This window comes from Paraburkholderia sp. (genome assembly GCF_026225065.1).
Lineage (GTDB): Bacteria > Pseudomonadota > Gammaproteobacteria > Burkholderiales > Burkholderiaceae > Paraburkholderia.
This window is the reverse complement of sequence record NZ_JAMFSB010000250.1, coordinates 1-25626: the sequence shown is the minus strand read 5'-3', so window position 1 is coordinate 25626 and position 25626 is coordinate 1. Positions and strand designations below refer to the sequence as shown.

Genomic DNA, 25626 nt, shown 5'->3' with positions numbered 1-25626 from the left:
TCGGCCTGAGCCCCGTGGATGAAGTGAAACGCATGCGCGGGGTGGTGGAAGCGCCGCCGCCACGCACAATGCCGACGCCGGAGAGGTATGTGACGGCCGTGTGAGCATGGGAGGGGCGACGCGTTTTATTCCGGTTCGTGGCGGCACACACAAAGCTTGTTGCCGTCCGGATCGCGAAAGTAGGCGCCGTAATAGTGCTCGTGATACTGCGGCCGCAAGCCGGGTGGCCCCTCGCACGAACCGCCCTGGGCGAGCGCGATGGCATGCGCGCGGTCGACACTGGCGCGCTCCCGTGCCAGCAGTGCGAGCATCTGCCCATTGCCGGGATTAGCCGGATTGCCGTCGTAAGGCCGGCTGATCACGAATAGCGGCCGGGACTGCTCCGCCATCATCCAGCCGGCCCAGCCGGTCTGTTCGTCGCGGAACTTGAGCTTGAGGCCCAACGAGTCCAGCAACGGGGCATAGAAACCAAAGGCGCGTTCGAAGTCGGTAATGCCGACGAATACGTGAGACAACATCCCGTTCGCTCCTCTCGTGTAGACATGTGATTCGCCTGCGTGGCGAGCCACGGCAGCTATTGAATCACGCTTTCCACTCTTGCGGTGCGCTGGACGAATACAACGTGAACGGATGATGGCTCGTTTCGACGACGTACATACGGTGTTCGAGATCGACGAAATCGGCCGATGACGCCAGATACGTATCGCGTTGCTGCTCTTCGGTGTGGACGAACAACGCATTGAGTCGCTTTGCAAGGTTGGCAAACATGATGGGCTCCAGTCTTGAACGTAAGCGCGACGTTTCGGATTCCGATCCAGTTCGTCGCCAGGGTTGCGGCCTGCGGTCCGGATTCGTCTGCAATCACAGCACCGCTTGTCGATAGACCCGATCGTAGACGCAAAGAATGAGCCGAAAATGAGCGGCAGCAGGGCTCAAATGAGAGGTCGAGGGTGCGACGCGTGTCGCGGGCAGGTTCGTAATTCGTGGCTCAGTTTGTCTCGCCACAATGCCGTCATACGAATCCACTCCCGACTGAGTCATCATGAATGTTCCGGATTACCAACCGACCACGTCCCCACAACGCGTCCAGAGCGAAGCGAATCCTCGTCGCGCCGAAAGCTGGCAGGCCGCCTGGGTGCGCCGCACGATTCCCCTCATGATGGCATTGCACTTCGGCTCCAGCCAACGCCCTGCGCCTGATGTTCATACACTGCGCCTGCGTGCGCATCGGTACACGTGGCCAGCCCGTTTCGCAACGAGGCTGCTTTACCCGAAGGTGCGCCGGCATCCCGACTTTCATCTGGAGGGCGAGTGGATCAGACCGGAGACGGCCGCCGCAGCCCATACCGAGACTGTCGTGCTGTTTTTGCATGGCGGTGCGTACTATTTCGGCTCGCCTGCGACGCATCGAGCCGTCACCTACGAGCTGGCGCATGCATCTGGCTCAGCCGTATTTGCACTGGACTACAGTCTCGCGCCCGAACATCCATTCCCCGCTGCGCTGGAGGACACCTTGCATGCGTACCGCACGCTGCTGGCGCGCGGGATTGTGCCGGGTTCGATCGCGTTTGCCGGCGATTCGGCCGGAGGCGGGCTTGCGCTGGCTGCGCTGGTAGCGTTGCGCGACGCGGGAGAACCGTTGCCCGCTGGTGCGGTGCTGCTGTCGCCCTGGGCCGATCTGACGACCATCTGGCGGGCGAAGCACAACGTGTTGTCGATGAATCGCACCGCCATGGAGGCGGCTGCAAAGATGTATTTGCAGAACGCAAGACTGTTTGAGACCTTGGCGTCGCCCGCGCGCGCAAAACTGCATGGTTTGCCTCCGGTCCACATTCAGACCAGCGATTCCGAGGGCTTGAACGCGGACGCACACGAACTTGCCGCCAAACTGCAACGCGAAGGCACATGGGTGGAGTTCGCAGAATGGCATGCGATGCCGCACGCGTGGCATTGCTTTTCGCCGTTCGTGCCGGAAGCGCGAGCCGCTCTGGCGCAGGCCGCCGTGTTTATGCGCGACTGTTGGGTAAAATCCGTCCACGATACGAGCACCTAACCTGCCCACGGACGCCCACCATGCTTCATGAACTGACCCGAACCATTCTGGTGATCGTCGCCGCGCTCTTTCCCATCATCAATCCGCCGGCGGCGGCGTTCATCATTCTGAGTATGGTGCCGCACGCGTCGCCGGCGCAGCGCGCAGAACTGGCGCGACGCATCGCGATCAACAGCTTCGTGATCCTGCTGGCGTCGTTATCGATCGGGGCCTATCTGTTGTCGTTTCTCGGGATTTCCATTGCGGTCTTGCGCGTCGCCGGGGGACTCATCATTGCGATGGCTGGCTGGAACCTGTTGCAGTCATCGGGGGACGAGACCGAAGAGGCACAGCCGGATCCGATGACCGGAAGCGACCCGACGCTACGCGTAAAGGCTTTTTATCCGCTGACTTTGCCCGTGACCGTCGGCCCGGGATCGATTTCCGTTGCAATTGCCCTGGGTACCGGCTCGCCGCGGGAGGGCTTGCAGCCAGTCCATTTCATTGGGGTGGGTATCGCTTTGGGACTGCTCTGCGTCAGCATTTACCTGTGCGTGCGCTTCGCCGGCAATGTCGAACGGTTGCTGGGTCCGTCGGGCACGCAGGTCGCGATGCGGCTGTTCGCCTTCGCGATCTTTTGTATCGGTGTGCAGATCTTGTGGCTCGGGTTATCAGACCTGATCAACTCGTTGCATCTGCATTGATCGGCCTGTTGTGCGGCGCTCGACAAAACGCCGGAAGCCCACTTTGGCGACTTCGACCAGGATCAGGAAAACCGAGCCGGTCGCCGCAGCGCCGGCGACGGCCAATGAGATGTCGAACAGCCATTCGAACAGTGCAACCATGATGTCCTCCGCAGGGGTGAGTGGATCGGATTCGCTAGCTTGAGTGATCAATGAGGCGGCCATCTCACACGCCGCTGGCCATGGCGAGCATCAGATAGGGCAATAATTCGTCGTACGTAGCTGCTTGTTCGGTGGCCGTTGCGTCGTTTTCGGGCGCCCGGACCGGTTTAACGGGCTGTGCGGCGGATTCGGCGCAAGCGGCGCTAGCGGTGGCAGGGTGGTTGAAAAGCGGAAACATGATGAACATCCTCTCGGTGGGATCAGGCGAATCGTTGATTCGGATGACCTATCTTCGCGGATGAAAATGAGGCGAAAATGAGCGCGATACCCGAGCTTGTGCCGTCTGGCGCAAAGACGTCCCCGGTACGCACTTAAATGCGCCGGTGACGGTTATGAACGGGCTGGCTTGCCCTTGGCGAAGTCAAATGAAATCTTCTTTGAGAAATAACCTTGCGATCGCGCTCGGCCTGCTTGTCAGCGCCGCGGCGATTGCGCAAGGCATCAGTTCCTATCAGTTGTGCCGCTCGGGGATGAGTGCGCTTCTCGATCTGCGGCTCGAGCAGGTCGCGGTGCGCATGCGCGACGGCCTGGCGGACTCAATTCCGGCGACGCCCGCGCGTGGTTCGCAGCCGAGCCGCGATATCGTGATCACGATCCACAAGCCGGGCTCCGAGGTGCCGCTGCGTTCGACCGATCCGTCGCTGCAACTGCCACAGGACGCAGCCGCGGGTTTGAGTTCGGATGACGTCAACGGCGAGCGCTGGCGAATCTACACGTTGCGCGATGCCGGAAGCCTGATCCAGGTTGCACAACGCTCGTCGGTGCGCGAAGAGCTGGAACGCGAAGCGTCGCTGACGACCTTGTGGCCCACACTCGTGCTGCTGCCGCTGGTCCTCGGCGCAGTGCTTCTGATCGTGCGAGTGTCGTTCCGAAAAATGAACCAGCTCGGCAACGAGGTCCAGGAGATCGATGCGTCGCGCCTGAAGCCGTTGGCATCGGCGGGCGTGCCGACCGAGTTGCAGCCCTTCGTGGATTCGATCAACCGGATGATCGGGCGTCTCGCACAGTCCATCGAAGCGGAACGGAAGTTCATCGCGGATGCCGCGCATGAACTGCGCACCCCACTCACCGCGTTGCAGTTGCAGGCCGATAACCTGCAGCCGCATATCGTCCCCGGCAACCAGGAGCGCTTCAACGAATTGCGAAGCGGGATCGGCAGAAGCAGTGCGTTGATCGCACAACTATTGCGGCTCGCGCGGGCGGATGCGCCCTTGTCCGGCGGCACGATCGAACCGACCGATGTTTCGGGGATCGTGGTCCAGGCGGTCTCGGACGTGTTGCCGATCGCCGCCGCGCGCGGGATCGATATTGGCGCGGAAGAAATGGTGCAGGACAGGGTCGCGGCGTCCGGTGCAGATGTCGCCATCGCCGTCAAAAATCTGGTGAGCAATGCGGTACGCTACACGCCGGACGGCGGCACGATAGATCTGCGGATGCGCACGGAAGGCACTATGCTGTGGGTCGAAGTGACGGATACGGGACCGGGCATTGCGCAGGAGCTGTTGCCGCGCGTGTTCGACCGCTTCTTTCGGGCCAATCTGGACATCGAAGGCACGGGTCTCGGGCTGTCGATCGTCAGATCGATTACCCAGAAATACGGGGGCGATGCGCAGATTCGCAACCGCAGCGATGGCCGCTCAGGGATCGTCGCGGCGGTCAGTTTTCCGCTGGCAGAGATGTTCACCGGAGTCTCCGGCCACGGCGCCGGAACGCAGTCGAGCAAGCTGGCGCAAGCAACCGGGGCTACCCGCTACCTGCATGGGAGAGACGTATGAGAGTCCTTCTGGTTGAAGACGATCTGCAGATCGGGCAAAGCCTGATGCGCGCACTCAAGGACGCGGACTATAGCGTCGACTGGGTGCGCGACGGTATCGCCGGGCGCGCGGCAATGGAGGCGGCCGAATATACCGTGGTGTTGCTCGATCTGGGCTTGCCCGGGTTGTCGGGAATCGAGTTGCTGCGCTCCGCACGAGCCGGCGGCAATCCCGTGCCGGTCCTGATCCTGACCGCGCGCGACGACCTCGACTCGCGAATCGAAGGCCTGGATATTGGTGCGGACGACTATCTGCTCAAGCCCTTCGAAGTGGGCGAACTGTTGGCGAGAATTCGCGCCGTGCTGCGGCGCAAGGCGGGATACGCCGTATCGCGGCTCGGTGACGACACCATCAGCCTCAATCTCGACCAGCGCACACTTACGTTCGGCGAGAAGGTCGGCGCGCTCTCCGCGCGCGAATTCGCGCTGATGCATGCGTTGCTGGAGCACCCCGGGACGATCTTTTCGCGCGCCCAGATCGAAGACAAGCTGTATGGATGGGGCAAGGAGGTCGAGAGCAATGCCGTCGACGTGCTGATCCACTCCGTGCGAAAGAAGTTCGGGCAAGACGTGATCCGCAATGTGCGCGGCTTGGGCTGGACCGTCATGCTGGGCAACGCGGGCTCTTAGCCCGCTCCTCAGTCTTCGCTCGAACCAGCCTGGATCTGGTTCGCGTAAAACGCGCGTTTTTCGTCATACATGAGCAGGTCCGCACGTTGCACCACCGCCTCCAGCCGTTCGCCGTGCTGACACGTTGCCGCTGCCATCGAGAAGCTCAACACCGAACCTGGGTAGAACTGATTGTTCATCTCCACCAGTTGGCGGATCGTGTCGATCATCGCGGCGCCACCACGCTCGTCGGTGTTGGGCATCAGAATCGCGAATTCGTCGCCGCCAATCCGCGCCGCGTGAAACGGCGTTTCCAGCGCCTTCGCCAGCACTTCGCCGGCACGCCGCAGCAGTGCGTCGCCCGCCGCGTGGCCGAGCTGGTCATTGATCCGCTTCAGGCCGTTCAGGTCGGCCATGATTACGGTGACGGGGAACGGGCCTTTCCGTTCGAGCCGGTTCAGTTCGTCGACATAGAACGAGCGGTTACGCAGCTTGGTCAGCACATCGTGTTTGCCGAGAAACTCCAGATACGCTTCGGCTTTCTTACGCGCAGTGATGTCGGTGAGCGCCACCAGCACCAGATCCCAATCGCGCTCATGGCCGGGCAGCACCGAGAATTGCAGGAGTACGTGCACCTCGCTGCCATCCAGCGAGTAATTGAGAACCTCGCGCTGCTGGAACAGCTTGCCGTCCCACAGGTCGATCAACTGCTCGCGGAAATGCGGGCGCATGTCGTCACGAAACACATCCGGCAACCTCGACAGCAGGGTTTGCTTGTCAGGTGCCGCAAACATCGCGAGCGTGTGCCGGTTCACGTCGAGCACGTGGATTTCCTGCATGCAGCGCTCGACGAACTCAGGATGGACGTCTGTGAACACCCGAAAATCCGCGATGCCCGCCGCGCGTGCTTCGTTCAGCAGACGTCTAACCGCGCTGAAATCCTCGACCCAGAGCGACACCGGCGATTCTTCGAACAGGCCTCGCGCATATTCTTCCGCGTGCGAGAAGCGATGACGGGCGCCTTCCAGTTCGGTGACGTCCTCGAGCGATACCAGCACGCGGTCCCAGCGTCCTTCGTGGCCGGGCAGGACGGCGCCTTTGAGCATCACATCGAGCCGGCGGCCGCCGAGCGTGTAATTGACGGTCTGGCTCATGAAGCTCGGCGCGCCGCTCCACAGCTGGCACAGCTCTTCGAGGTGAGTCTTCAGCATGTCGTCGCGAAACACGGTGCCGAGATTACTGGTGAGCGTGGCGAGGCTGTCCGCTTCGAACATGGCCAGCGTCTTGCGGTTGACCTTGATGACGCGGATGCTGTGCGCACATTGCGCCACCCGCTCGGGATGATCGCGGAAATGGGCACGCAGATCGGTCACACCTTCGGCGCGCCAAGCGTCGAACAGTGCCCGCACCCCACTGAAGTCTTCCAGCCAGAGCGAAATGGGCGCCAGCTCGAACATTTCCGAGTCGTCGCTCGGCTGCGCGTCGCCGCGCGGCGTGTCTTGAGCACCAAAGTTATCCAGCATGAGCAATCCGTATTCGAGAGTGCGGCTATTTTAAGGGGAACTTGAGCAGAGAAGCATGTAGCCAGCGCCGCCAGCACGTCTTCAAGAGCCTTGTTACACTTTCCAGCGTCTCAATTCCTCATCAAACAACCGTTTCAGGCCATGACAAAACCTTACCTGCTGGTTCTGATTCTCCTGAAGGACGCAAGCCTTGCTAGCGTCAAGTCTGCCTATGAAGTCATCTATGCACCCGATTCCGCCGCGCGTGCCGAGGCGATTGCCGCACACGGCGACAAGGTGCGGGCGGTCCTGACCAACGGCACCACCGGCCTGACAGCCGAGGAAATCGACCGGATGCCAGGGCTGGAATTCGTCAGCGCGCTCGGCGCCGGCTACGAAAACATTGCGATCGACCATGCGCGCAGCCGCAACATCGTCCTGGCTAACGGCGCGGGGACCAATGCCGCGTGCGTCGCCGATCACGCCTTCGCGCTGCTGCTCGCGGTAGTGCGGGATCTGCCCCAGCTCGATCAGGCGACCCGCCAGGGCGTCTGGCGCGACACGCTGCGGATGCATCCGGGCGTCTCGGGCAAGCGGTTGGGCGTCCTTGGGTTGGGCCATATTGGCAGCAAGGTTGCGAAGCGCGGGGCCGGGTTCGATATGGAACTGGGGTACCACAACCGTAAGCCGCGTGAAAGCGAGCCGATCCGCTACTTCGATAGTGTCACGGCGCTCGCGCAGTGGTGCGACTTCCTCGTGGTGACGACGGTGGGTGGGCCGGGCACGCGGCATCTGGTCGACAAGGCGGTGCTCGAAGCGTTGGGGCCAGACGGTTTCCTGGTGAACGTCTCGCGTGGCAGTGTCGTCGATACGGCGGCGTTGGCCGACGCGCTGAGCGCCGGGACGATTGCAGGAGCGGGCCTCGATGTCTATGAGGGCGAGCCGGACCCGCCAAAAGCATTGACCGGACTACGCAACGTCGTGCTAACGCCGCATGTGGGCGGCAGGTCGCCGGAGGCGATCTCGGCGTCGGTACAGAATTTTCTGGACAACGCGGCGCGGCATTTCGCGGGCGAGAAGGTGTTGACGCCGATCTGAGCTATATCGGGCTTTGAGTGAGCGGCGGCGCTCGATACGCGCCTTCGTTCAGCCAATCAGCTTGAGACCCGGCGGCAGCGACTCGCCGAATACGCGTCCCTCATCGGCTTCGTCGAGTTCCACCGTCTCACGGACCATCGTGATCCAGTTGGCCGGCGCGTGGGCAGTTTCGAGCCGCTTGATGACGTTAGCGCGAATTTCCGCAGACAGATCACGCGACCGGTCACCCGTCATGCGGGCGATCTGCACCGCAGCAAACGCGGCCGGTTCGATCTTCCGCCAGTCGAGCGAGAGAATTGTTTCGAGCCATTGCTCCGCGATGTCCGGCGGCACGACGCTATGTGCGCTGCCATAGAATGGCCGACGCGCGCCGATACGGCCGACGGCCCACCATCCCTGATGATTCTCCGACGGCTTCGCAAGCCGCTCGATCAGGCGCCCACCGAGTTCGATCTTGCGTTCCGCAGGCACGCGTTCGAGCGACGCTTCGAGACGCACCATATCGGCGTAACCGGACTTCGCCGGATCGAACGGCAGTTTGGAGCGCGCCGTGCCTGCGGCCTGCATGAAGGCCACCGCGTCGAGCACATCGAGTTGCTCGCGCTCGCCAAGGCCACCCGCTGCGCGTCGCCACAACGTCCACCATTCCGACCAGACCTGACTATCGTTGATGTACTGAATGCCGTCATCGAAGAGCGACCACAGTTGCTCGACACGCCACTCATCGAGCGGATAGCCAAAACCGGGACGCACGCAATAGCCGGCCAGATTGAGCCAGAGACGCTCGTGGTCCGCCGAGCGGCGCCGGCGTTTCACACGTTCCCACAGCGCGTTGAACAGCTCGCGCAGCAGCGCGCTGCTCCAGCTTGCACGCGGGCCGAGGACCTGCTCCAGTTCAGCGCGCGTGCGCTTGACCTCCTTGGCGTCGACTTTCTGCGAGCGCGAGCCGAAGGCGCGGTCGATCAGTTCAAGCGCCTTGGGCAGGGCAGGGTGAGGCGCTTCGCCGGACACGGTGACTTTGGCTTCGCCACGGCGCAACTGGAATTCGAGCAGCCAGCGCTGTGCGGCGTCGCTGGCGTCGATGCAATGCACTTCCAGCGTGCCCACTTCGGTGAGCGAAGCGGCGAGCTGGACCGGTGTTTCCGTCGCGTGGCCCGCGCCGCGTGGGGCGACAACCGTGGCGATCGGCGGCAGGCGCACGAATTCGCCCAGGGGCAGCTCGGCTAGTTCACCTGGCTGCCACGCGGTATCCGATACAGAGGACACCAGATGAAATTGCACAGGATGTCCGAGCCGCAGTGCGAAGGTCCGGTCAGCAAGGTGAATCTCGCGGCTCTCTTCGGTGCCGCGCGGTAGCACGCACACCCCTCGCAGCATCTGCGCGTTTTCCTCCAGAACCAAGAAGTAGCTGCGTGGCGAACCACCGCCGATTCGCGGCGCGCGGCCTGCACGGGCGAGCGCGTAGGCCACTGCGCCGCGTGCCACGGCGACGTCGGGATTGTCGTTGTGAAGGACGTGCAGTGGTGCGCCGCGCCAGGTGCCCAGCGTGGCGGCGAGACGTTCGGTGAGCGCCTCGGCGCGGAACACTCCGCCGTTGAGCAGCAACGTGTCGGGCACGGGCAATGCGTTTTCGTCAGCGGTCCCAGACGAACCCAAAGCTTCTCGCGATTGCGCCGCGAGCCGGCCCAGAAATGCCGCGACGTGCCGCGTAATGGCCGGGTCGCTCGCATACGGCAAGCCGAATTCGACGATGGCGCCACGCGGGCGTCCAGGGCGTGCATCAGCAGAAACAGCCGGGAAAAATCCATCGACGATGATCTGCTCGACTTCCTCGCGCGTGATTTCCACTGTACGCGCTCCGCCGATCAGCTTCGAGCCCGCACCCAGCAGCGTGATCGATGCTGAGTCCGGCGCCCCTGGACCCAGCAGTTGTTCTTTCGCGGCGCGGCAGCGCTCGACGAGTTGCGAGAGGCTCGTTGCCGACAGCCGCGACTGGGGTGTCGACAGCCGGCTCTCGGCGAGATGCGCCAGCGCGAGGTCCATGTTGTCGCCGCCGAGCATCAGGTGGTTGCCCACGCCGACGCGCGTGAGTTGCGGCTGACCGTCCTGCATCTGCACCTTGATCAGCGTGAAGTCAGTCGTGCCGCCGCCCACGTCGCAGATCAGCACGAGCCGCGTTTCGGCGAGCTCATTGCCAAGCGAGCTGCGATGCCGGAACAGCCAGTCGTAGAAGGCTGCTTGTGGCTCTTCCAGTAGACGCAGCTTCGGCAGATGCGCCATGCGGGCCGCTTCGAGCGTCAACGCGCGAGCACCGTCGTCGAACGAGGCGGGCACGGTGAGCACCACGTCCTGCTGTTCGAGCGGGGCATGCGGAAAACGATGATTCCACGCCGAGCGCACGTGGGCCAGATAGCTGGCGCTGGCGGTGACGGGCGATACCTTGTCGATGTCGTCGCTAGCGCCCCACGGAAGAATCTCTGCTGTGCGATCGACAGACGCGTGCGACAGCCAGCTTTTCGCGCTTGCGACGAGGCGCCCTGGCACCTGCGCGCCGAGGCTGCGCGCGAGCCGGCCGATCACGGCGAGATGAGCTTCTGCGCTGTTCGCGCCGTGAGCGTGCCTGTTCGCAGCATCTGCGGCATCCTCAGCCTTCGTAGCGTTTGCAGCATCCGGCGCAGCGGACCAGGGCAACTGCAGGTCACCGTCGCTCAGTTCGCCGCGCGCAGCGTGATAACGCACCGATGGCAGCAGCGGCCGTGCCGCTACCTCACCGGGACTGACGAGCTGTTCGATCTCGAAGACGCGAATGTCCTCGGACCCCGCCTCGACATACGCGACGACCGTATTGCTGGTGCCCAGATCGATACCGACGAGGTACTGCTTCATCGTACTCAAACGTTGGCGTTGCCACGTACGTCGAACTCGACTTTCCAGCGCTCGCCGGTGCCGCGCGGGATGGCTTCGAGTTCGAGCGTTCCGGCTTCAGTGACGCGCGCATGCAGTTTCACCGGCACGATCTCGCCGGGGCTGCGACCTTCGGGCGGCAACGTGGCCTGAATCTCGTCCAGCTCCTGCAGTTCTTCCGGCGACCAGTAGTCGAGCAGCGTACCCACCTGATCGTGACGCCGCACTGACGAACCGAAGAAGCGGAAATGCACTGGCTCACCCACCACGAGCCCAAATTCCTGCGCCGGCAGTTCCGCCTCGGTGCCTTCTTCCATGCCGAACGGCGCGACGCACAGCGCTTGTACGGGTGGTTCGAGTCCCGGTACCGCGGGCATGGCGGATTCGACAGCGATATAGAAAGCCCGCGCAATGCCGCCGCGAATCCGCACGCCCTGGCCGCGCTTCACGTAGCCGTAGTAGGCCGCGCCGCGCGCGACGGCGAGATCGAGGTCCGCACCTTCGAGCAGACGCGCAGGGGCTGCGCCTTCCGCGGCGAGCCAGCCGTTGAGCGTCTGCAGAATGCGCTCGACCAGCAACGGCGACTTGAACACGCCACCGTTGAACAGCACCGCGGTGGGATGCAGGAAGCTCGCGCCGTCGGGTTGCGCGCCTTGCAGACCCTCGAGTTCGGCGAGCGCAGCAACCTGACGGCCGAGAAACGCTGCCAGATGACGCGTGACGGCCGCGTCCTGTGCGTACGGCAAGCCCAGTTGCGTGAGGCCGACGCGCGCCCGGCTCACCGGGCGCGCGTTGCTTTCGACCAGCGGGAAAAACCCATCGAGGATCGTCATCGTGAGTTCGGCTCGCTTCAGTTCGGTGCGGATCGAGCCGCCGATCAGCTTGGCGCCGCGACTTGGTACGACGAGCGGCACCGCGTCGGTCGCGGCGTCGGTGAGGAGGGTCTCCTTGGCCGCGCGGCAGGCGTAGGTCAGTGCGCGCAGTTGCCACGGGTCCGGCTGCGTGCCTTGGGCGGCCAGCTTGCGGGCCACCACGTGGGCGAGGGCGAGATCCATATTGTCGCCGCCGAGCAGGATGTGCTCCCCCACGGCGACGCGATGCAGTTCGAGATTGCCTTCGCGCTCGACCACCACGATCAGCGACAGGTCGGTGGTGCCGCCCCCCACGTCGACGACGAGGATGATGTCGCCCACTCGTACCTGTTTGCGCCACTCGCCGGCGCTCTTCTGGATCCAGCTATACAGCGCGGCCTGCGGTTCTTCCAGCAGGGTCATGCCTGCATAACCGGCGGCCTGGGCGGCCTCGGCGGTCAATTCACGCGCGGCCGGATCGAACGACGCCGGAATCGTGACGGTAATTTGCTGCTCGCCGAAAGGCGCGTCGGGATGGGCATGGTCCCACGCTTCGCGAAGATGCGTGAGGTAGCGGATCGAGGTTTCGAGCGGCGAGACGCGTGCCACTTCGGGTGGCGCATCGTTGGGCAGAATCGCGGCGCGACGGTCGACGCCGGGATGGCAGAGCCAGCTCTTCGCACTCGATACGAGACGAATCGGCGTGCCTGCACCACGGCTGCGCGCCATTTCGCCAACGGCAAAGTCGCGCTCGCCGGTCCATGGCAAACCGAGGTCGAACGGTGCCAGCTCGCTTGGATGCGGCAGATAGAGAAACGAGGGCAACAGCGGCAGATTGTCGATCGTGGCCGGCGCGGTCAGTTGCGTGACCGGCAGGATTTCCTGAGTGGTCTTTTCGCCGTCGCTGGCGGAGAAGTCGACGTACGAGAGGGCGCAATGAGTCGTGCCCAGATCGATGCCGATCGAATAGCGCGGATCGCTCATAGCTCCACCTCTGCCGCAGCAATGACGGAGGTGTCGTGACTCGCCGCAAGCTTCGGCAGACGCACGTCCTGAACGCGCCAGCCGCGATGGCTCAGGCTGCCGGTAAACGGCGCCTTGCCGACTACGTTGCCGGTCAAACGGATGGCGGTGGCGTCGAACCCTTCGGGCAGCGTCACGCGGCTGCCTTCGGCTTCTTCGCGCACGGGGCGGATTGTGAAATGCTCGCGCAGCACCGTACGGCAGCCACCGTGCACGACGCGGGCGGCGGCGCCGATGTCCGCGTCCGAGTAGCCCGCCACGTCTTCTTCGACGAAGTCGATAAAGCGCGCATCGCGCTGCAGCAAGCCGAGAAGCTGAAGGGCGGCGTCCGGGCTTGCCTGCTTCATGGCGGCGGCGGGTTGCGCAGCGGGTGCAGCGGCTGGCGTTGCAACCGGCGCCGCTGTTGGTACCGGCGCTGCGGTGACGGGTGCGCCACTGCGCAGGCGCTGTACGCGGGCAGCGAACTCGCCGTCGCCGAGGATGCTGAAGAACGTTCCGACGGCCAGCGAAATCCTGCCGAGGAAAGACACGTTCGAGTCGGTCATAAAGTAGCTCCTGAGGGGCTCTGTCAAAAGGACGAGCTGCCCTTGGGCAACGCCGGGTCAAGCCGGGGTTGCCGCGGGTTATCGGGTTGCGGACATCGATGCGCAAAGCAGCAGCATGGGCTGGTTCGCGCATCGGTTGAATTGGTGGCCTCAGTTGGGCATGGCCCATCGGGGCCTCATCCATTATTTTACCTTCCGGGCGACGTGGTCCCGGTCGATGGTCTCGCAGTGGGGAGATGACATGCCTTGCGATGCTGCAACGCAGTGCAAGTTTTACCGACCTGAAGTACAGGTTGCGTCAAGATCGGGAAATTACTCATTAAGCATCTGCTACGTTCGCCGATATCATGTAGGCGCATTCGTAACTGGCTGGGTCACGCGGCGGTCGGCGCCGCAGTTCACTCCCGGGCCGCGCTGGTCTCGGACGCAACCGGTCGTAGATGTTTGGCCGGTACCTCATTGCGAAGCACGCCCGCGCGGCTGATTGATGCGCGAGGCGGGCTTCATTTCAACTGCTTCGCGATGCGCCCGGCGCGCGTCGTCGACAGCGATCTGATAGCGCGCCAAGTCGCGCTTTCACTTCCCTTTTGATGAAGCGAGCATCCCGCACGAGTTGCTCCGTTTCGATCCATATTGCTCTCACCGCTAGCACAAAGCTTGCGCGCGCAACGAGTCCATCTCCAACTCACTCAGGCATTGCCACCGGGCGGCTCAACCGCTTTCTTGAACGCCTGAGCGGGGTTCGGTATAGTGGGCGGCACCATCAAGGCTTGGACTAGCGAAGTTTCGATGATGAGGGTAAGCGGATCGTGCATGAAAAAATCGACACATGTGCTTCGAGGAGCATCAATTGATGAAAAGAATGATTTGCCTGGCACTACTGAGCCTTGCGTGCGTGAGTGCGATGGCGGAGACGGCGGATGAAGCGGGCGTAAGTGCTGCGGTACAGCGATTGAACGCAGCGATGCTGGCTGGCAATGCGGATGAGATGAAAGCGGTGACCTCGGAGGCCTTGAGCTATGGCCACTCGAATGGCGCCGTACAGGATCAGACGGTCTTCATCCAGACGATAGTGAGTGGCGGAACACGGTATAGAAGAATCGACTTGAGCAACGCGAAGACGACGCTTGCAGGAGACGACGCGATTGTTCGCGACCACTTCTCTGGAACGGTGGAGAGCGGTGGCAAGGTGGGCGACGTCGAGCTTGAACAGTTGATGGTCTGGCAAAAGCGCGATGGTGTCTGGAAATTGCTCGCACGCCAGGGATATAAGCACTGAGGCGGCGTGCTACGCCGCGTGCGGTGGGTGCTGCCACCTGGACGTTACGTGAATCGATTGTGGTGTCACGTCCGGGCCTTCGCAGGGCTCTCGCGTCACCTTCCGCGATTGCATCTGCGGAACCACGGACGTTTTCTATCTCAGGCTGGCGGCTGAATCGCGTAGTGAAACCCCATCGCAGCAACGATAGGCACAATGAGAAGCTGCACAATAACAATCATCTTGTAGGCTTTCGTGCGCCAAAGTTTTTCGCGAAATCCACAAGCAATTGTTAGCAGATTCAGGGCTGCGACTATCCATACCAAACCGGATGAATCGTCGGACAACACCGACAATATTGCTTTTAAGTTATCGCTCAATTATTGAACTCCATGAAATTCCATCTATAAAACTCAAAGTATTTTAGATAGTCTGATTTTGTATTCCCAGTCGTCGAATTTCGATAGTTCCATCCATTCTCGACTTTGTAAAATGAACCCATCTCGACCGGCAAGCCGGCGTATGCAGATTGTGCGGGGTCGGCACCATCGCGGCCTAATATTTTTTTAACCCATGTTATCGGTCGATGAATTGTATCGTCTGAATTCCCCTGGTAGATATTGATTGCTTCCTTTGACGCGCTAACGACAAGCTGAATGTGATGCGCCCGTCCCCGCGACATATTTCCCTTCAAGTCCTTTGCCAACGCCAGAACATCACCCGGCCTAAGCTCGTCCTCATTGACAAGCGGAATGGCGTTTGAATTAATTCTCTGCATATCGGGAGCACCGTAGGTTAATTCCACCATATCAGCAAAACCGTACATGCTGGAATCGTACCGGTCATGCTCGGGCTGACCATAGACCTCCATGTTTCTATATGTGCGTACTCCACCAACAAGCTTTAATGGCAAGCCTTTTGATTCCGCATACTGAATGAGAAGTCGAACAGCGAAGTCTTCGCACGTGAACCTATTAGAATGAACGACACCGTTTTTGGACCAATATTGCTCCGTTCGAATTTGTTCAGCGAGTGCAGACACCGATTTCCGGTAATCATTGACATCTGTGTCTGCCCACTTTCGGGTCGTTTTCCAGAATACTTTGAGTTTAACAACGTGGGGTCGCGTGTCTGCTTTCTGAGTCAGTGGAGCGGAAATTGTTGTTAGCGTCATTTTTTTGCGTAAGCAAGTAGCAATTTGATAGAACTGCCTTTACGGCCTTTAATGCCAGGCGTTTTGCCTTCAGGTGTCGTCGTGACCTCCTGAATCTCGCCAGCCGGGTCTTGAATGTGGATCAAGGCTCCCGTTATAGGACGGCCATCCTGATCGAGCAGTTGGAAATGCCGATCGTAATCTTGTAAATCTATTGACTCATTGGCTGTGCTGGCCTTTGGGCCGCGACTCGCGCCCGCTGCGCCCGTATTGGAGTGGAGAAAGTAGCCAGGATTGTCGCCGACCATTACACGGTTCTTTCCGCACGGACAGAGTACCGAGTCGTCGTCGACGACAACGTTGCGCCCCTTTTCACTGATTCCCTCTCCTGTGCCGAATATCGTGTGGGTTCCCTGGCAGTTGCCACACGTCGCGACGTCGCCATCCAGCGCAACCTTTGTGCCGTGGTCTTTGATAGCTGAAGCAGTCCCAAAGACCCTACCGCCCGTTGTCGTGGGATCGCCGTCCCGTACCGCGGCCTTACGCATGGCGACCGCCGCTTTCGAATCGAGCGAGCGCCATCCCCGGATATTCCGCCCTTGTCGTTACGCAGATCACTCGCCCACCCCGCGCCGTGCGTGAGCCGATGTTGCGAACCGATGCGTTTTAGCTTTTTGATGTTTAACTAGCATTTCTGGTTTTCCGTCTTGTGTGAATCGTCGCAGGCGACGCCTCGCGCGAGCGCGCCTCCTGCGCCCTGAGGTTTATGCAACAGCCAGATGCACAATCCCAAGGTCAATCCTCCTGAAAACCGGAGTGGAGAGGCATAAGATAAGTACGAGAAATTGGGGCGGCGAGGCGATACCCGCTTGGTGGCTTGATCGCTTCCAGAGTCAGGATTCTCAAGGCTTGCGCCCGTCCACCGGCACGGGCGGGGCCTCGCGAGCATCACGCGCTTCGCGAGCGGGATGAGTTATGCGTTCGAGCCATTCATCTTCGGCCCGTGGCGTGACATACGGCATCGACGCGATATACGCCACATCGGGACCCTCACCACGCTTGAGCATTTCGTAGCCAGACGAAATGGGAATATCGTGGTCTTTGAAAAACTGGCGAAGCTTCTTTGCACCGCGCGGGCGTCATTCCGTTTGTGGCATCACTTTTTTCTGTTCTATTTATGTGATCGATTCTCTGGCAGACGAGCGTTCGCGTTCAAATACCGGTTCGATCTCACGTGCAATAGTTGCATGCGTAACTCATGCGCAACCACAGCACACATGCCTCTCACAAAGCATCAGCAAGGCCCACCCTCACGCCGCCTTCAACTCCCCAACCAGACTACACAAAGTCTCAACGGAAATCATAGCGGCAGCATTAGAAGGCGCCGGCCGCTCAGCCGGCTTAAACACCGCATCACCACGCCGAATCTTCCGCCGCGACACAGCACAAGTCCCAGACGTATGAGCAGACCGCCGCCGCCACCGCTGCTCGCCATAATGACAGCGACCCGGCTCAACCCAACGAATCACGAGCGTCGTATCAGAGCGCTCAAGAATCTCGATGCGCACGCCGTTGGCACCGTCAAGGGGGAAGGACTCTATGGTCTTCATCGTCGGCTCCGTATATGTGGTGTGCCGAATGTATTCCTGCGCGGGCCGGAGAGCCATTGTGTGCCGGTTGAAACACTGTTCTTGAATTAGCAACAATGCCACTTGACTTCAACGAGGATACGAAAAGACGTGGGTTTGCGGGTAGTTAAGGGCGTGCATTTTCTATAGAGCGAATTTTTGCAACGCAGTGTTGATCGCAGCGCGACGACCCGCGGGGGGTAAGGCGATGTGGCGGAAGGGCGTTAGCGCTTCCTTTAAGATGTGAACATTGACGAGCAGAGCCGGCGCCAGTTTAACGGGTTTGCGTTTTTCCGGTCGGCTCGTGCACACATCTTCCAGAGGTCACATGGCTACACGCCCGCCCGCAGCATCGCCTACCCCACCAGAATCGGATCCGCAGAACCGCAAGAAAATGCAGCAGGCGGCAACTGCGCTGTTATACGCCGCCCTGGTGCTGCTGGCCTTGTGGGTCATCCGCGATTTTCTGCCGGCTGTCGGTTGGGCCTGCGTCATTGCGATTGCCCTGTGGCCGGTGTTACGAAAAATCGAAAGTCACAGTTGGCTGAAGGGACGCAACACGCTAATCTCCGCCGTCCTGACGCTGGCTATCGCACTGCTGGTCGTGTTGCCGGTGGCAATGGGAATCGGGCAAGCCAGCCATGAAGCGCACGATGTGATCGAGTGGATCAAGAACGTGCAGGAAAATGGCATTGCAATGCCGGACATTGTCCAACATCTACCGTTCGGCTCGCAGCAGGTCACAGCATGGTGGCAGGCCAACCTCACTCAGCCGTTGCGCGAGTCGCCCGCCATGAAGGGGTTGCATGGGGAAGCTGTCATGACCTTCGGCCGCCATTTCGGCGCGCGTGCCGTGCACGGTCTGATGGTCTTCGCATTCATGCTGGTCACACTGTTTGTGATTTTTCGGGCGGGGCCGCGTCTGTCCGGCGCGCTGCTCAAGGGGGCGCAGCGCGCCCTCGGCAGCAACGGCGCGCAGCTTCTGGAACGGATGGCCTCTGCTGTGCGCGGCACGGTGGCCGGGCTCGTGGTGGTGGGGATCGGCGAGGGCGCATTGCTCGGGCTTGCCTACGAGATAGCTGGCCTGCCGCACGTTATCCTGCTCGGATTTGTTACTGCCGTGGCGGCCATGCTGCCGTTTTGCGCGCCGCTCGCGTTCTGCGGCGCGGCGCTGTGGCTCTTCGTGCAGGGATCGGTGGCGTGGGCGATAGGGCTCGCCGTATTCGGCTTCGTGGTGGTGTTCATCGCAGAACATCTGGTGCGGCCGGTGATCATCGGCAATTCGACGCGCTTGCCATTTCTGCTGGTGCTGTTCGGGATTCTCGGCGGCGCGGAGACCTTCGGGCTGCTGGGCCTCTTTATCGGTCCCGCGCTGATGACCGTGCTGATGGTGTTGTGGACCGACTGGGTGCGCTAGCACGCTAAAGAACGCAGAGGCCGTCGTCATCGGCGCCGCGGAACATCGGCGGACGCTATCGGTGCCGCGGGCCGCTCATATAGCGACCCCACCGCGCCGGATAGTCGAGCGCGTCAGCAGCCGTTTAACCGGTTCGCAGACACGGGCGACCGCGAACAGTGTGCCGACCGCCACCGCGTCGGCTAAAAGCCCGAGCGGTATGTCGAGATATCCGTCCGTGGCAGCATAGAGCAGCGAATCGACGACGAGCGAAATCACAGCGCCCGCCACGAAGCACACCAATCCCTTGCGTCCGATCATGCCGACCCACGGCAGCCACTGCGCGAGCTTGCGCACCCAGCCAAGCTGGACCAGATTGGCAACCAGCCACGCTATCGCCAGAAAATTGCCGGCGCGCAACCATGAGAGGCTTTGCTTGAAACTGCCGTCGAGCGGCGTTTGCTCGATAAACAGCTTGTAGTACGCCGCAGCCATCACGATGGCAAATGCCAGCACGTTGGCGAGCCATCCCACGCGGTGTGAGCTGATCTTCCGATAGACCGGCTGGCACCGCGCCAGCACGCCAAGCACGAACAGCAGTTGCCAGGCGAGTGGATTGAAATTCCATTGAGTGTCTTCGATTGCCGGCAGATACGCATTCACGCTCGGCGCCGCAGCCCAAAGCGCGAGGCTGCCAGCCAGCAGCCACCATGGGCGGCGCCGCGCGAGCGGCAGGACCAGCGGCACGCTCAGCGCGAACAACGCATACATGGGCAGCACCGAGGCCAGATAGGGCTGACGCCGCAACAACAGGATGTCGCGAAGGGCCGTAAGCGGCGCGTCGATGAAGTCGTCGAGATCGTCGGAGGTCAGATTCGGCGCGTCGATGCTGAAGGCGATCAGAACCGCACTAACCAGCAGCATCAAGCCGGCGGTGACGAGGAAGGCCCGATAGATCTCCAGCGAACGCCGCAGGAAGCGATCGCGCGCGGCTGCCTTGGTGCGACGCTCGGCGAGCGCGACGTAAGCGGTTGCCGTGGCAAAGCCGCCGAGGAATACGAACACCTCAGCCGCATCGCATAGCGCGTAAGCGTGCAGCGTGACGCGCGAGAGGATGCTGCCGCCGATGTGATCGACCACGATGAACAGCAGGACCAGTCCGCGAAAGAAATCGAGTTCGAGCAGACGGGAGGATGGCTTTTGCATTGCGTATTGCTGAGGGGTTAGACGGGACCGGCGGCGGAGCGTGTTGTTCTGTCAACGGGGCGTGGTTGCTTTCGAAATTATTTCATGTTCTTACGAATAGGTGTGCGCGGAGGGCGCGCGAACCGGGTGTTTTCTGTGCCGTTAGCCATGCGGCCAAGGGGCCCGGAGGCCGGCTTTTGGGGATGACGCAGCATCGGACAGGGCCCGTTCGCGACCAAGCCCCAATTGTCAAATTACGCAATATGTGAATGCTTCGCGTGGACATTTCGCAACGATTTGTGACGGCTCAACGTGTGCCGATGGACGGCCCACTATCGGTGTGCAAGCATCGTTTTCATCGCTCGTGAACTTGAAATTGAAGCCCAATGTAGTTGCTGCTTAAAAAAAGAAGAGCCTTCTCAAAATTGGCTAGCTGTTGGCTGATGAAAAGGGATCCGGGAGATCTTCATGAAAAAGAACATGGTTGCGCTGGCTGTGACGGCAGCCTTCGCTCTGCCTGCTTTCGCGCAGAGCAGCATTACGCTGTACGGGGTGATCGACGAGGGCATCAATTACACGAGTAACGCTGGCGACAAATCAGCCTATCAGCTGGAAAGCGGCTACGCGCAAGGCAGCCGGTGGGGCTTGAAGGGTTCGGAGGATCTCGGCAGCGGCCTGAAGGCAATCTTCGATCTCGAGAACGGTTTCGATGTGAATAGCGGCGGCCTGCAGGAGGGCGCTCGCATCTTCGGTCGCCAGGCGTTCGTTGGCCTGACGGCAGCCAATTACGGCACGCTCACGTTCGGGCGGCAGTACGACTCGGTGGTCGACTATCTCGCGCCAACCACGGCCAACGGCAACTGGGGCGGCTATCTGCTCTCGCACCCCTATGACAATGACAACACCGACAACTCATTCCGCGTGAACAACACGGTCAAGTACATGAGCCCGTCGTTTGCGGGCCTGCAGTTCGGCGGCACCTACAGCTTCAGCAACGAAACCGGCTTTGCCAACAACCGTACGTATAGTCTGGGCGGCCAATACACGAACGGTGGCTTGCTGGTGGGCGCGGCTTACCTCGACGCGAACAATCCCGGCTTGACGACGGACGGGTCCATTGCGACCGACGACGCGAATTTCATCTCGGAGCGGCTGCGTATTTTCGGCGGCGGCATCAACTACACGTTCGGCGCCGCGACCGTGGGCTTTGCCTATTCGAACACGAATGTCGGCCAGCCGTCCGCAACCGACACCTCGGTCTATGTGGGCGCCATCACGCCGCCGAACGGCGGCACGCTGACGGCGCTCAAGTTCCAGAACTTCGAAGTCAACGGTAAGTACCAGTTCACGCCGACTTTTTTCGTGGGCGTGCAGTACGTGTACACGGCGGCCACGATGGACGCGACCTCAGGCAACGAGAACCCGAAATATCACACGTTCGGGTTGATGGCCGACTACAACCTGTCGAAGCGAACGGACTTCTATTTCCAGGCCGCTTACCAGAAGGTGGCCGGCGACAAGACGGATACCGTGCTGGACGACGCGTATATTCCGGGCGCGGCGGGGGCGTCGTCTTCATCGAATCAGGTGACGGTGCGCGCGGCGATTCGACATCAGTTTTAGGGGGCGGGGGCATACCCCGTCTAAACCAACGCATTCAACGCCGCATACTGCAGCAACATAATCGTCTTCCCATCGACGATCTCGCCGCGCTTGATCATCGCCAGCGCTTCATCGAACGGCAGTTCGAGCACCTCGATATCCTCGCCCTCGCTGACAACCCCGCCGCCATCGCCGATCTTCGCGGCGGCATCGTACTCGGCGACAAAGAAGAACAGCTTCTCCGTGACCGAACCCGGGCTCATAAACGCCTCGAATATCTTGCGCACCGCGTGCACGCGGTAGCCAGTCTCCTCCTCGACCTCGGCGCGGATCCGTTCCTCCGGTGAGGCCTCTTCCAGCAGCCCGCCTGGCGCCTCGATCAACATGCCGTCGTGACCGTTGACGAACGCCGGCATGCGGAACTGCCGCGTGAGGACCACGGTCCGGCGCAGCGGATCATGGAGCAGGACGGTCGCTCCGTTGCCGCGGTCGTACGTCTCGCGGCTCTGACGCTGCCAGATCCCATCGGCGCGCTGGTAGTCGAAGATGGTTTTCTTCAGCACGTACCAGTCGTCCGACAGCAATTTGACGTCGACAATCCGCACGCGGTCGGCAGTTTTGCTCATGGTGATTTCCTGAAAGCGCGGTTCGAGCCGCGTGATTTCATGGTATCGTGCAATCTCGTGCAAAAACAAGAATTTTCGTGCATTGATTCATGCAATGCATCGAGCATTGTTTTACGACTGCTACCGGCAGATGCAGCGCCGGCGTTGCCTTGTTTCCTTTTGACGCCCTCCCGCTCCATGCTTACTTCGCAAAGAAAACAGCTGATTCTCGATGCGCTCAAACGCGATGGCCAGGTGATCGCCAAGAGCCTGAGCATCGAATTTGCCGTCTCCGAAGACACCATCCGTCGCGATTTGCGTGAACTCGCCGCCGACGGCTCTCTACAGCGCGTGCATGGCGGGGCGTTGCCCTCGTCGCCGGCCGCGGTGGACCTGGCCGGCCGGCAGGTCATCGAGTCGGCGTCGAAGGCGGCCATCGGCCGGGCTGCGGCGCAGATGATCGAGCCAGGCCAGATCGTGATCGTCGACGGCGGCACGACGGCCGTGCAACTCGTGCGCCATCTGCCGCTCGATCTGCGCGCGACCATCGTTACCCATAGTCCGAGCGTGGCGGTAGAACTCGCTCCTCACCGCGACGTGGAGGTGATCATGATCGGCGGACGCTTATACCGGCATTCGATGGTCAACGTAGGCGCAGCCGCGATCGAAGCGCTCAGCCATATCCGCGCCGATCTCTATTTCATGGGCGTCACGGGAGTACATCCTGAGGCCGGCCTTAGTACGGGCGATCTCGAAGAGGCCTACGTCAAGCGGGCGCTGGTAGCTCGTGCGGCGGAAACCGTGGTGCTCGCCTCAGCGGAGAAACTCAACGCGGCGTCCGCTTTCATGATCGCGGAGGCAAGCGCGGCGCATGCGATGGTGGTCGAGAAGGAGACCTCGGCGGCGCTCACCGCACCGTTCGAGGCATTGGGTATCGCGGTCGTGCGGGCTTGATGCCGGTTTGAGACGCCACGTATTCTTGTGATTGCATGCGCGTCGGCACGCAGATAAGGATACCGAAGTAAATAGATCTATATCAAATCCGTTATTTGAGAGATAGCGGACAAAATTTTACTCTTTCACTATCCAACAGCGCCATAATCCCGCGCTTTGCCCGTTACAGGGCAGGGAAAGGAAAGTGGACAACACCAGCACGTTCAAGGGCAGTTCAAGTTTAATCAGATCGATTGCGGCGGCGCCGATGTTCCGGCCGCCACACGTCGCCGGTATGCCCGGGCAAATGCGTCCGGGATTCGCTTGATTCTCCAATGCGGTGTGTCGTCACAGGCTTGCGCAGCCTGTGGCATTCCCGTGCGTGCGTGCGTCCGTCTTGTGACTGGCGTTGCCGTCGTCGATAACTTAAGGAGAAGTCCATGGGGAAACTCGACCTTTCGCGTCGCAGTTTTCTGAAGGCCAGCGTTATAGCGGGTGTCTCGGTGTATATCGCGCCGATCGGCAGCCGTGCGTTTGCTGCGTTGTTAGAAGACAAGATTCTCACGCCGGTTCAATGGGACGCGGCTAACGGGCAGGCGAAATTCCGCATCGACGGTATCGCCAAGGTCACCGGCGCGAAGGTGTTCGCGCGCGACATCCGTGCGGCCGACATGCCGCATTGGCCGAAGCAGCAGGCGCATGCCTTCATTCTGCGCACCACTCACGCGGACCGCCTCTACGAGGGCTTCGACCTGACGCTGCTCGGCGACGAACTGAAGCCGGACCGCGTCGTCACCGCCGACGATCTGACGCGCGATGGCCTGATCTTCCCCGCGTTCTATGGCGACGACATGTTGCTGCCGCCGGGCAAGACGCCGGCCTATCTCGGCCAGGCGGTCGCGATCCTCATCTATCACGACTTCGCACGCTTTCGCTTCGCCAAGGACAAGCTCAAGTTCCACGACGAGATCATCCGTTATGGCGCGCAGACGGGCTCGCTGGAGCGCGATCCGTGGGGCACGTTCCGCTTCGTGCGGGTGGGCGGCAAGACGCCTTACGACGACGACACGTTCTCCAGCCTGAAAGACGCACCGGTGTTCCCCAGCATGATGCGCAAGCACCAGCCGGTCTGGCCGGATGGCAAGGAGCACGGCAAGCTCGACGAGCAGGGCATGTTCTACGCCGGACAGGTCCAGCAGGAACTCGATCGTCCGTCGGCGGACTGGCTCGTGATGGAACGCGAGTACAACACGCAGTCGATCGACACGGCCGCGCTCGAACCCGACAACGTGAACTGCTGGTACGACAGCGCGAGCCAATCGCTGCACATGGTGGTGCCGACCCAGGCGCCGTCCGAAGTCGTGGAGAGCGCGGCCGGCATGGTCGCGAAGTGCGCGTTTCCGGTGAAGAACCTGTTCGTGCATCCTTGCTACACGGTCGGTTACGGCTCGAAGGATCACTTCAACGTGCCGTTCTACGGCCTTGTGACTGCGATGTATGCGGACGGCCGTCCGGTGCGTCTGGCGAACGATCGCTACGAGCAGTTCCAGACCTCGCTGAAACGTCACGCGTTCAAGATGCATTACCGCATCGCCGTCGATAAAAAGACCGGGCTGTTCCAGTCGTTCAAGGCCGGGATGGAAGCGAACGGCGGCGGCCGCTGCAATTTCTCGCCGTCAGTGGCGATGGTCGGCGCAACCGCGGCGCAGTCGATCTACTACTTCCCGAAGAACGATCTCTCCGCTGTTGCCGTTGCAACGCGTGCAATCGACGCCGGCTCAGCGCGAGGCTACGGCACGCTGCAGAGCATGGCGGCCACCGAGATGATGGTCGATGAAATCGCCGAACAACTTGGCGTTGATCCGATCGACTTCCGCCTGAAGAACGCGTTGCGCTCGGGCATGAAAAACACTCAGGGCGCGGTGCCGGCCGGCGCGATCCGCGTCGACGAAGTTCTGCAGAAGGCACAGGTGCATCCGCTGTGGGTGAATCGGGCGAAGCAGAAGCTCGAATTTGAACTGACGCATCCGGGCCAGCGCTATGGCGTCGGTTTTGCCTGCGTGCAAAAGGACTTCGGTACGGGCGCGGAAACCTCGCTGGCGAAGGTCGAATTCACCGCCGACGGCAAGATCAGCCTGCATCACACCGCCGCCGAAATCGGCACCGGCATGTCCACGTCACAGGCCATTGCTGTAGCCAGATGGCTCGGCAAGCCTGCTACCGAGGTGCGCGTCGCCGTCACCGATTGGCCCGATCTGCCGGTCGTCACGAGCGGCGATCCGTACATCATGTCGCAAGCCGAGCAGGACAAGCTATCGGCCAATCCGCGCTGGTCGCCGGGTTATGCGTCGCCGTCGAGCGCGACCAACTCGGCGTTCTATTTCACCCACAGCACGCGCGAGGCCGCTCGCGTCGTCTTCACCCACGGTCTGTGGCCGGCGGCGATGGCGATCTGGCGTCAAGGCGCCGGCGGCGGCCAGGCCGCGCCGCTGGTGGTGCGCATCGAGGACGCACGCTGGGTCGACGGTAAGTTGTCGGCGGCCGGTCTCGAAGCACTGCCGTTCGAGCAGCTCGCGAAGAAGGC

Annotated in this window: 25 protein-coding genes; 10 read left to right on the top strand and 15 right to left on the bottom strand. The window is 61.5% G+C overall.

The window, feature by feature from the left end; all coding sequences use genetic code 11:
* Positions 1–125 precede the first annotated feature (125 nt).
* Together M0954_RS18485 and M0954_RS18480 are read right to left on the bottom strand one after the other, a co-directional pair.
* Positions 126–518, bottom strand: a complete 393-nt coding sequence (locus M0954_RS18485; RefSeq protein ID WP_297354787.1) for a VOC family protein — start codon at positions 516–518, stop codon at positions 126–128.
* 64 nt (positions 519–582) lie between these two features.
* Positions 583–768 (bottom strand): DUF3563 family protein, encoded by a 186-nt coding sequence (locus M0954_RS18480; RefSeq protein ID WP_297354786.1) that lies wholly within the window; start codon positions 766–768, stop codon positions 583–585.
* Between the two features lie 274 nt (positions 769–1042).
* Here M0954_RS18480 and M0954_RS18475 point away from each other — a divergent pair, with 274 nt between their 5' ends.
* Together M0954_RS18475 and M0954_RS18470 are read left to right on the top strand one after the other, a co-directional pair.
* Positions 1043–2053, top strand: a complete 1011-nt coding sequence (locus M0954_RS18475) for an alpha/beta hydrolase (RefSeq protein ID WP_123387164.1) — start codon at positions 1043–1045, stop codon at positions 2051–2053.
* Positions 2054–2073: 20 nt separating this feature from the next.
* Complete coding sequence (locus M0954_RS18470; protein ID WP_122156119.1) at positions 2074–2736, top strand: MarC family protein; 663 nt, start codon at positions 2074–2076, stop codon at positions 2734–2736.
* Here M0954_RS18470 and M0954_RS18465 read toward each other — a convergent pair.
* Together M0954_RS18465 and M0954_RS18460 are read right to left on the bottom strand one after the other, a co-directional pair.
* Positions 2704–2877, bottom strand: a complete 174-nt coding sequence (locus M0954_RS18465) for a hypothetical protein (protein WP_297354784.1) — start codon at positions 2875–2877, stop codon at positions 2704–2706. The two genes, M0954_RS18470 and M0954_RS18465, sit on opposite strands and share 33 nt — an antisense overlap.
* A gap of 64 nt (positions 2878–2941) precedes the next feature.
* Positions 2942–3115 (bottom strand): hypothetical protein, encoded by a 174-nt coding sequence (locus tag M0954_RS18460; protein WP_166660930.1) that lies wholly within the window; start codon positions 3113–3115, stop codon positions 2942–2944.
* A 187-nt stretch (positions 3116–3302) separates the two neighbouring features.
* Between M0954_RS18460 and M0954_RS18455 the strand changes: the two genes are divergently transcribed.
* Positions 3303–4712, top strand: coding sequence for a HAMP domain-containing sensor histidine kinase (locus M0954_RS18455; RefSeq protein ID WP_297354781.1), 1410 nt, complete (start codon positions 3303–3305; stop codon positions 4710–4712).
* Positions 4709–5380, top strand: a complete 672-nt coding sequence (locus tag M0954_RS18450) for a response regulator transcription factor (protein ID WP_297354779.1) — start codon at positions 4709–4711, stop codon at positions 5378–5380. The genes M0954_RS18455 and M0954_RS18450 overlap by 4 nt, the downstream gene beginning before the upstream one ends.
* Positions 5381–5388: 8 nt before the next feature.
* On the opposite strand, the gene M0954_RS18445 is transcribed toward M0954_RS18450, so the two are convergent.
* A complete protein-coding gene (locus M0954_RS18445) occupies positions 5389–6882 on the bottom strand; it encodes a sensor domain-containing diguanylate cyclase (protein ID WP_297354777.1) in 1494 nt (497 codons plus the stop codon).
* A 141-nt stretch (positions 6883–7023) separates the two neighbouring features.
* Here M0954_RS18445 and M0954_RS18440 point away from each other — a divergent pair, with 141 nt between their 5' ends.
* On the top strand, positions 7024–7959 hold the full coding sequence (locus tag M0954_RS18440; protein WP_297354775.1) for a 2-hydroxyacid dehydrogenase: 936 nt from the start codon (positions 7024–7026) through the stop codon (positions 7957–7959).
* A gap of 48 nt (positions 7960–8007) precedes the next feature.
* Here the strand turns inward: M0954_RS18440 and M0954_RS18435 are convergent, their stop codons facing one another.
* Genes M0954_RS18435 through M0954_RS18425 form a run of 3 tightly spaced genes read right to left on the bottom strand, consistent with a single transcriptional unit; the run spans position 8008 to position 13282 of the window.
* Positions 8008–10845 carry an Hsp70 family protein gene (locus tag M0954_RS18435; protein ID WP_297354773.1) on the bottom strand — a complete coding sequence of 946 codons (2838 nt, stop codon included), beginning with the start codon at positions 10843–10845 and terminating at the stop codon, positions 8008–8010.
* 5 nt (positions 10846–10850) lie between these two features.
* Positions 10851–12698, bottom strand: coding sequence for an Hsp70 family protein (locus M0954_RS18430; RefSeq protein ID WP_297354771.1), 1848 nt, complete (start codon positions 12696–12698; stop codon positions 10851–10853).
* Positions 12695–13282, bottom strand: coding sequence for a DUF2760 domain-containing protein (locus M0954_RS18425; RefSeq protein WP_122156110.1), 588 nt, complete (start codon positions 13280–13282; stop codon positions 12695–12697). The genes M0954_RS18430 and M0954_RS18425 overlap by 4 nt, the downstream gene beginning before the upstream one ends.
* 853 nt (positions 13283–14135) lie before the next feature.
* Here M0954_RS18425 and M0954_RS18420 point away from each other — a divergent pair.
* Entirely contained in the window at positions 14136–14561 is a 426-nt protein-coding gene (locus tag M0954_RS18420; RefSeq protein ID WP_183143225.1) for a nuclear transport factor 2 family protein, read from the top strand.
* A gap of 140 nt (positions 14562–14701) precedes the next feature.
* Here the strand turns inward: M0954_RS18420 and M0954_RS18415 are convergent, their stop codons facing one another.
* The 5 genes from M0954_RS18415 to M0954_RS18395 form a co-directional block, all read right to left on the bottom strand.
* A complete protein-coding gene (locus M0954_RS18415) occupies positions 14702–14920 on the bottom strand; it encodes a hypothetical protein (RefSeq protein WP_123387172.1) in 219 nt (72 codons plus the stop codon).
* Positions 14917–15582: a hypothetical protein gene (locus M0954_RS18410; protein WP_297354769.1), complete on the bottom strand. Its 666-nt coding sequence runs from the start codon at positions 15580–15582 to the stop codon at positions 14917–14919. Before M0954_RS18410 ends, M0954_RS18415 begins: the two co-directional genes overlap by 4 nt.
* A gap of 128 nt (positions 15583–15710) precedes the next feature.
* Entirely contained in the window at positions 15711–16241 is a 531-nt protein-coding gene (locus M0954_RS18405; RefSeq protein ID WP_297354767.1) for a PAAR domain-containing protein, read from the bottom strand.
* A 354-nt stretch (positions 16242–16595) separates the two neighbouring features.
* On the bottom strand, positions 16596–16760 hold the full coding sequence (locus tag M0954_RS18400; protein ID WP_297354765.1) for a hypothetical protein: 165 nt from the start codon (positions 16758–16760) through the stop codon (positions 16596–16598).
* A 243-nt stretch (positions 16761–17003) separates the two neighbouring features.
* The gene (locus M0954_RS18395; RefSeq protein WP_122156106.1) at positions 17004–17303 is read right to left on the bottom strand and encodes a DUF3331 domain-containing protein; all 300 of its coding nucleotides are present in this window, start codon (positions 17301–17303) and stop codon (positions 17004–17006) included.
* Between the two features lie 346 nt (positions 17304–17649).
* Between M0954_RS18395 and M0954_RS18390 the strand changes: the two genes are divergently transcribed.
* Positions 17650–18738, top strand: coding sequence for an AI-2E family transporter (locus tag M0954_RS18390; RefSeq protein WP_297354763.1), 1089 nt, complete (start codon positions 17650–17652; stop codon positions 18736–18738).
* 75 nt (positions 18739–18813) lie between these two features.
* Here the strand turns inward: M0954_RS18390 and M0954_RS18385 are convergent, their stop codons facing one another.
* Positions 18814–19923 carry an OpgC domain-containing protein gene (locus M0954_RS18385; protein ID WP_297354761.1) on the bottom strand — a complete coding sequence of 370 codons (1110 nt, stop codon included), beginning with the start codon at positions 19921–19923 and terminating at the stop codon, positions 18814–18816.
* Positions 19924–20370: 447 nt separating this feature from the next.
* On the opposite strand from M0954_RS18385, the gene M0954_RS18380 reads away from it, so the two are divergent.
* On the top strand, positions 20371–21525 hold the full coding sequence (locus M0954_RS18380) for a porin (RefSeq protein WP_297354759.1): 1155 nt from the start codon (positions 20371–20373) through the stop codon (positions 21523–21525).
* Between the two features lie 20 nt (positions 21526–21545).
* On the opposite strand, the gene M0954_RS18375 is transcribed toward M0954_RS18380, so the two are convergent.
* Positions 21546–22130, bottom strand: a complete 585-nt coding sequence (locus M0954_RS18375) for an NUDIX domain-containing protein (protein WP_123387554.1) — start codon at positions 22128–22130, stop codon at positions 21546–21548.
* A gap of 177 nt (positions 22131–22307) precedes the next feature.
* Between M0954_RS18375 and M0954_RS18370 the strand changes: the two genes are divergently transcribed.
* A complete protein-coding gene (locus M0954_RS18370) occupies positions 22308–23063 on the top strand; it encodes a DeoR/GlpR family DNA-binding transcription regulator (RefSeq protein WP_123387176.1) in 756 nt (251 codons plus the stop codon).
* A gap of 419 nt (positions 23064–23482) precedes the next feature.
* On the top strand, positions 23483–25626 hold a 2144-nt coding region (locus M0954_RS18365), incomplete at its 3' end, for a molybdopterin cofactor-binding domain-containing protein (protein WP_297354756.1).